5 protein-coding genes are annotated in these 7,183 nt (G+C 74.2%); 3 read left to right on the forward strand and 2 right to left on the reverse strand.

Going from position 1 to position 7,183, the window contains the following annotated elements; genetic code table 11:
• Positions 1-217: 217 nt before the first annotated feature.
• Complete coding sequence (locus tag AB0H87_RS35120; RefSeq protein WP_360155832.1) at positions 218-1,093, reverse strand: LD-carboxypeptidase; 876 nt, start codon at positions 1,091-1,093, stop codon at positions 218-220.
• A gap of 78 nt (positions 1,094-1,171) precedes the next feature.
• On the opposite strand from AB0H87_RS35120, the gene AB0H87_RS35125 reads away from it, so the two are divergent.
• From AB0H87_RS35125 to AB0H87_RS35135, 3 genes are read left to right on the forward strand one after another with little or no spacing between them, the layout of a single operon-like run.
• On the forward strand, positions 1,172-1,933 hold the full coding sequence (locus AB0H87_RS35125) for a type 1 glutamine amidotransferase (RefSeq protein WP_360155820.1): 762 nt from the start codon (positions 1,172-1,174) through the stop codon (positions 1,931-1,933).
• A 3-nt stretch (positions 1,934-1,936) separates the two neighbouring features.
• On the forward strand, positions 1,937-4,879 hold the full coding sequence (locus tag AB0H87_RS35130) for a bifunctional [glutamine synthetase] adenylyltransferase/[glutamine synthetase]-adenylyl-L-tyrosine phosphorylase (protein WP_360155823.1): 2,943 nt from the start codon (positions 1,937-1,939) through the stop codon (positions 4,877-4,879).
• 1 nt (position 4,880) lies between these two features.
• Positions 4,881-6,281, forward strand: a complete 1,401-nt coding sequence (locus AB0H87_RS35135; RefSeq protein WP_360155826.1) for a pyridoxal-dependent decarboxylase — start codon at positions 4,881-4,883, stop codon at positions 6,279-6,281.
• A 59-nt stretch (positions 6,282-6,340) separates the two neighbouring features.
• Here AB0H87_RS35135 and AB0H87_RS35140 read toward each other — a convergent pair whose 3' ends face one another.
• A complete protein-coding gene (locus tag AB0H87_RS35140; RefSeq protein ID WP_360155829.1) occupies positions 6,341-6,931 on the reverse strand; it encodes a hypothetical protein in 591 nt (196 codons plus the stop codon).
• Between the last annotated feature and the right edge of the window lie 252 nt (positions 6,932-7,183).

Consider the following 7,183-nt stretch of genomic DNA (forward strand, 5'->3'; position numbering starts at 1 on the left):
AGTCGGGTGGCTGCGGTGGGTGCGTTGGTGGTGCGCCGGCCGAGTCGGGTGGCTGCGGTGGGTGCGTTGGTGGTGCGCCGGCCGAGTCGGGTGGCTGCGGTGGGTGCGTTGGTGGTGCGCCGGCCGAGTCGGGTGGCCGCGTGGTGTGCGGTCGTGCTGCGCCGTCCGAGTCGGGTGGCTGCGGTGGGTGCGTTGGAGTAGCGGTCGGCCGTCGGCGTCAGGCGACGGCGGCCTCGACCGACAACACGCCAGTGGTCGCGTCCAATGTGGCCAGGGCGCCCACCGGCACGCTGAGTTGGCCTGGGCCGTGGCCGATCGGTAGGCCGCCCAGCACCGGGACGCCGAGGTCGCCCAGGCGGTCCAGGAGCATCGGCGCGAGGCCCGTGTCCCAGTCGTCCGAGCAGTCCGTGAACTGGCCCAGCGCCACCCCCGCCAGCCCGTCGAGCGCGCCCGCGCGGCGTAGGTGGGTGAGCATCCGGTCGATCTTGTAGAGCGGCTCCTGTACCTCTTCGACCAGCAGGATCGCGCCGGTCAGGTCCGGCATGTCCGGCGTGCCGATCGACGCCGTGATCAGGCACAGGTTGCCGCCGAGCAGGGGGCCGGCGGCGATGCCGGGCACGCGTACGCCCGCGGTGTCCTCGGTCGGAACCGCCTCCACCGTCACCGGGTCCGTCGTCATCAGCGCGGACCGCAGCGACTCCGCCGACGCCGCCGGCGTGCGCTCGTCGTTCCAGGCGACGCCCGGGCCGTGCACGGCGGCCAGCCGGGCGCCGCGCCACAGCGCGAACTGCAGCGCCGTGATGTCCGAGAAGCCGGCGACCACCTTCGGATCGCGGCGGACCGCGGCCATGTCGATCGCGTCGACCATCCGCTGCGCGCCGTAGCCGCCGCGGGTGCACAGCACCCCACGGATCGCCGGGTCCGCGAACGCGGCGTTGAGATCGGCGGCCCGGGCCGCGTCGTCGCCGGCCAGATAACCGGTCCGGGCGTACGCGTGGGGACCGGGCACCGCCCGCAGCCCCCAGGACTCCACCAGTTCCAGCCCGCGCACCAGCCGCTCCGGCCGGGTGGGCCCGGACGGTGAGACCAGCATCACGGCATCGCCGTGGCGCAGGGCGGGGGCCTTGATCGCGTGCACGACCGAAGGTTAACCCCAGATAGGCTCGACCTCGTGGCTACCGCGCTCGTGATCGAAAACGACCCCACCGACGACCTGCGCCGGTTGGGTGACTGGTTCACCGAGGGCGGCCTCGAGCAGCACGTGCTCCGTCCGTACGACGACGACCAGCTGCCCGACGACCTGACCGGCTACGACGCGTTCGTGGTGCTCGGCGGTGAGCAGCGGGCCTACCCCGACGACGACGGCGTCTACGACGGCTGGTGGCTGCCGAAGGTCGAGGGCCTGCTGCGCAAGGCCGTCCGCACCAACGTGCCGACGCTGGCCGTCTGCCTCGGCGCGCAGCTGCTCGCGACCGCGCACGCCGGCACCGTCGAGCGCAGCTCGTCCGGGCCCGAGATCGGCCCCGCGCTGGTCGCGAAGCGCGACGCCGCCGAGGCCGACCCGCTGTTCCGCTGGGTGCCGCTCGCGCCGGACGTGCTGCAGTGGCACGAGGACGAGATCACCGAGCTGCCCCGGGGCGCGGTGCTGCTGGCGGCCTCGACCTACTACCCCAACCAGGCGTTCCGGATGGGTGAGCGGGCCTGGGGGCTGCAGTTCCACATCGAGTGCGACGCCGCGATGATCGCCGACTGGGCCGCCGGCTCGACCAAGCTGGCGGAGCTGGGGCTCGCGGAGGAGGCGGTGGTCGCGGCCTGCGCCTCGGCCCTGCCCGACCTCGAAGACGTCTGGCAGCCGTTCGCGATCCGGTTCGCCTCACTCGCGCAGGGCGACCTGGACCTGCCCCGGACCACGCTCCCGCTGCTCGGGCGGTGAGCGATGGGCCGGCCGACGAGCGAACGCAACCGGCTGGCCCGGTTCGGCTTCGGTGACCGGGCCGGCGAGCTGCTCGGCCCCGGCGGGCTCGGGCTCTGGGATCCGGCGACGCAGGAGCCGACCGGCGAGCCGGCGGCGGGGTTGCTCGCCGCGCTCTCCCGGGCGGCCGACCCCGACCTGGCACTGCGCCAGCTGCACCGGCTGGCCGAGGCCCTGGACCGGACCGAGACCGGGCGCGGCGAGCTGATCGACGCGCTGCTCGAGGACAACGGCGTGCGGCGGCGGCTGGTCGCGGTGCTCGGCGCCTCGTCGGCACTCGGGGACCACCTGGTCGCCAACCCTGCACAGTGGACGGCGCTGCGGACCGAGAACGGGCACGCGCCGGACGCGACCGGGGTGCTGGAGCCGGTCGAGGCACCGAACCCCGTGGCCGCGCTCCGGCTCGCGTACCGCCTGGCGCTGTTGAAGATCGCCGCCGCTGACCTGACCGGCGGGCGCGGCCTGGAGCAGGCGATGGCGGCCCTGTCGGCGCTGGCCGACGCGACGCTGCGGGCGGCGTACGCGATCGCGGCCGAGGAGGCCGGCGTCCAGCCGCGGCTGGGTGTCGTCGCGCTCGGCAAGTGCGGCGGCAACGAGCTCAACTACGTCTCTGACGTCGACGTGATCTTCGTCGCGGCCACCGACGACGACCTGGCACCCGGCACCACGATCGCGACCCGGCTCATCGAGATCTGCGGCCTGGTCGCCTGGCCGGTCGACGCGGCGCTACGGCCGGAGGGCAGCCGCGGCCCGCTGGTCCGGACGCTGGCCAGCCACCAGGCCTACTACCAGCGCTGGGCCCGCACGTGGGAGTTCCAGGCGCTGCTCAAGGCCCGGCCCGCGGCCGGCGACGCGGACCTCGCGCAGGAGTGGATCGACACGCTAGCGCCGCTGGTCTGGCACGCCGCCGAGCGGCCCGAGGCGGTCGACGACGTGCGGGCGATGCGGCGGAAGATCGTCGAGAACGTGCCGGCCCGCGAGATGGAGCGGGAGATCAAGCGCGGTCCGGGCGGGCTGCGGGACATCGAGTTCGCCGTGCAGCTGCTGCAGCTCGTGCACGGGCGGGCCGACGAGACGCTGCGGGTCACCGGGACGATGCCGGCGCTGCGGTCCCTGGTGAGCGGCGGCTACGTGGGCCGGGCCGACGGCGAGGCGCTGCTGCGGGGGTACCGCTTCCTGCGTACGGTCGAGCACCGCCTTCAGTTGCAGGCGCTGCGGCGTACGCACACCGTCCCGGCGGACCCGGCCGGGCTGCGCTGGCTCGCGGCGGCGCTGGGCTACACGGCGTTGCCCGGGAAGGACGCGGTCGAGCAGTTCCGGGCCGACTGGGTCGCGCACGCCAGCGAGGTCCGCCGGCTGCACGTCAAGCTGCTCTACCGCCCGCTGCTGGAGGCGGTCGCCCGGGTGCCCGCCGAGTCGCTGCGGCTGACCCCGGAGGCCGCGCGGCGCCAGCTCGAGGTGCTCGGCTTCGCGGACCCGACCGGCGCGCTGCGGCATCTGGAGGCGCTGACCGGCGGGATCACCCGCACCGCGGCGATCCAGCGCACGCTGCTGCCCGTGCTCCTGCAGGAGTTCGCGGACGCGGCCGAGCCCGATCGCGGGCTGCTCAGCTACCGGCAGGTGTCCGACACGCTCGGCTCGACGCCCTGGTACCTGCGGCTCCTGCGCGACGAGGGGCCGGTCGCCCGGCGGCTGGCCCGGGTGCTGGGGCTGTCGCGCTATGCCGCCGACCTGCTCTCGCGTGACCCGGAGGCGCTGCGGCTGCTGGCCGAGGACGCGGAGCTGGCGCCGCGGTCCGGTGAGGTGGTCCGGGAGGGGTTCGGCGCGGCGGCGGACCGGCACGACGACCCGGTGGGCGCGATCCGGGCGGTGCGTGGGTTGCGGCGCCGCGAGCTGTTCCGGATCGCCTGCGCCGACGCGCTCAGCCACGGCTCGCTGGCGCCGTCGCCGGTGCTGGACGTGCGCGGGGTCGGCACCGCACTGTCCGATGTGGCCGACGCGACGCTGGGTGCGGCGCTGCGGGCGGCGGCGCGCGCCTATCCGTTGCCGGAGGGGCTTACTTTCGCGGTCATCGGGATGGGGCGGCTCGGTGGCGAGGAGATGAGCTTCTCGTCCGATGCCGACGTCCTGTTCGTGTACGAGCCGCCGCCGGGCACCCCCGACGACGCGGCCAGTGCCGCGGCGCACGCGGTCGCGGAGGAGCTGCGCCGGCTGCTCGGCATGCCGGCGCCGGACCCGCCGCTCGGTGTCGACGCCGACCTGCGGCCGGAAGGGCGGCAGGGGCCGCTGGTGCGCAGCCTGGCCGCGTACGCGCAGTACTACGCCCGCTGGTCCAAGGTCTGGGAGGCGCAGGCGCTGCTGCGGGCCCGGCCGGTCGCCGGTGACGTCGGGCTGGGGGAGCGGTTCGTGGCGATGGCCGACCGGGTGCGCTATCCCGCGGCCGGGCTGACCCGCGAGCAGCACGTGGAGATCCGGCGGATCAAGGCGCGGGTGGAGAACGAGCGGCTGCCGCGCGGCGCCGACCCGGCCACGCACGTCAAGCTCGGCCGGGGCGGGCTCGCGGACGTGGAGTGGGCGGCGCAGGTGCTGCAGCTCCGGCATGCCGGGGCGCACCCGTCGCTGCGCACGACGCGGACCGTCGACGCGATCGCCGCGGCCGAGGCGGCCGGGCTGCTGGGTTCCGCCGACGCCGCGGCGCTGGCGGCCGGGTGGCAGCAGGCCGCCCGGGTGCGCAACGCGTTGACGCTGGTGCGGGGCAAGCCCGGCGACCAGCTGCCGCGACACGGGGTCGAGCTGGCCGGCGTGGTGCGGCTGCTCGGGCGCGACGACGCGGGCGAGTTCCTCGACGACTACCTCCGCACCGCGCGCCGGGCGCGGGCGGCTCTGGAGCACGTGTTGGAGGGCTGAGTTGGACCCCTTGCACGATTCCGGCACGGATGCGGCGCTGCGGGCCGTGTTCGAGACCGCCGGTCCCTACCTGTCCTCGCTCGCGGACCGGCCCGTCTACGCGGGCTCGTCCCGCGTCAAGGAGCTCGAGGGCGCGTTGCCCGCGGCAGGCGAGGGCGCGGCCGTGGTCGCGGAGCGGCTCCTGTCCGTGGGCACGTCGGCCGCCACGCACTCGGCCGGCCCACGGTTCTTCCACTTCGTCACCGGCGGCGTTACACCGGCCGCGCTGGCCGCGGACTGGACCGTCTCGTTGCTGGACCAGAACGCGTTCTCGCGCGCGGCGTCGGAGTTCGCGACGTCGGTGGAGACCGTGGCGCTGGACTGGCTGCGTTCGCTCTTCGGGCTGCCCTCCTCGTTCGGCGGCGCGCTGGTCGGCAGTGCCACCTTCGCGAACTTCACCGCACTCGGCGCGGCGACGCACTGGTGGGCGGAGCGGCACGGGGTCGACGTGGCGGCCGACGGGCTGGCCGGGCTGCCAGGGATGCCCGTGTTCTCCGGTGGGTACGTCCACGCGAGCGCGCGCAAGGCCCTGCAGATGCTCGGGCACGGCCGGGAGTCCGTGTCGGTGCACGGGTCGGGTCGGGTCGATCTGTCCTCCTTGGACCGGGCGCTGGCGGCCTCGGGGCCGGCCGTGGTGATCGCGAACGCGGGCGAGGTGAACACCGGGGACTTCGACCCGTTGTCGGATCTCGCTGACGTGGTCGCGCGGCACGACGCGTGGTTGCACGTGGACGGCGCGTTCGGGCTGTTCGCGGCCGTGTCGCCGCGCACGGCCCACCTGGTGGCGGGGCTGGAGCGGGCCGACTCGATCGCGTGCGACGGGCACAAGTGGCTGAACGTGCCCTACGAGAGCGGGTTCGCGTTCCTGCGGGAGCCGGCCCGGCTGGGCGCGGCTTTCGGCATGCCGGGAGCCCCGTATCTGCCGGGCGCCGACTCACCGCGCGGCGGCTATGCCCTCTTGGGGCCGGAGTCGTCGCGCCGGGCGCGCTCGTTGCCGATCTGGGCGACGCTCGCGGCGTACGGGCGCTCGGGCTATCAGGCGATGGTGGAGCGCCACCTGGACCTGGCGCAGGAGCTCGCCGCCCTGGTGGACGCGGCGCCGGAGCTGGAACGCCTGGCCGAGGTGCCGCTGTGCGTCGTCTGCTTCCGGGTGCGACCGCCCGGCGTGCCGGAATCGGCGCTCGACGCGCTCAACCGCCGGGTGGGCGAGGCGCTCCTGGACGACGGTCGGGTCTTCGCCGGCACGACCGTGTGGGACGGCAAGGTCGCGTTGCGGCCGGCGATCGTGAACTGGCGCACGACGTCGCGGGACATCGAGCTGTTCGTCGCCGTCGTGCGGGAGTTGGCGGCCGCTCTCGCCTAGCCTCGCCTTGACAGGTCCTCGTCGCCATCTTCGGTCTCCTTCCATCGATGGCGCTGACGCTAGCGGGGACCTCCGACAGTTTTGGCCGTCAGGTCGGCGGGGGTGACGGTGAGCTTGTTGTCCCCGACGGGACGGTAGGTGCCGGCCTCGACCGTGTACTGCGCCTGGTCGGGGTTGAGCAGCGAGGCCGGGGAGTCCGGGTAGGTCTCCAGGAAGAGCAGGTAGGTCGTGCCCTCCGTGAACGCGACGGCGCCGGGCTGCTCGTAGACGACGCCGTCGCGTTCGCCGCCCATCTGCTGGACCTGCACCGTCGCTTGGGTCGGACGTCCCTTGTGGACTTTGGTGACGGTGGCCGACCAGATGGTGATGACGATGCCCAAGTCGGCTGGGGGTGCCTTGGGCTCGGGTGCGCCGGCTTGCGGGTTGGCCTGTGGATCGGTGCCGCCTTCGCCGCTCGGGTAGAGCATGCCTGCGCGGGGGTCTGCGACGGTCGCCTCGATCACCAGGTCCGCCTTGGCCATCAGATCGGCGACCGTCTCGTAGTAGGGATAGTCGCCCTGGTAGACCACCCGGCCACCGAACGGCTTCCCGCAACCGGCGAGCGCCATCGCCGCGACCGCGACGACCGCACACAGCTTCTTTCCGACCATGTCTGAGTAGACGCTCGCGGCCTTCCTGCCGTTCCTTTTCTGAGCTGTGCCGACCGCGGACCTGGCAGCGGAGCGAAGCGCAGCGGTGTCCGGCGGGAGCGACGGTCGCGCCCCCGACGGACCCGGGACACCGCGCTTCTCATGCGTTTGCTTTTGGTCTGTCTGCGGCGGCTTCGACGTCGGCTGGGGTGGTGTGTCGGAATCCGCGAATCGCTGGAAGCGATAACAGCACAAGTCCCGAAACCACCTGCC

This window comes from Asanoa sp. NPDC050611, assembly GCF_040654855.1.
Classification (GTDB): Bacteria; Actinomycetota; Actinomycetes; order Mycobacteriales; family Micromonosporaceae; genus Asanoa.

Excerpts from the sequence above, each read along its gene's own strand:
- AB0H87_RS35120 (WP_360155832.1), bottom strand. The coding sequence starts at position 1,093 with ATGCTGGTCTCACCGTCCGGGCCCACCCGGCCGGAGCGGCTGGTGCGC.
- AB0H87_RS35130 (WP_360155823.1), top strand. The coding sequence starts at position 1,937 with ATGGGCCGGCCGACGAGCGAACGCAACCGGCTGGCCCGGTTCGGCTTC.
- AB0H87_RS35140 (WP_360155829.1), bottom strand. The coding sequence starts at position 6,931 with ATGGTCGGAAAGAAGCTGTGTGCGGTCGTCGCGGTCGCGGCGATGGCG.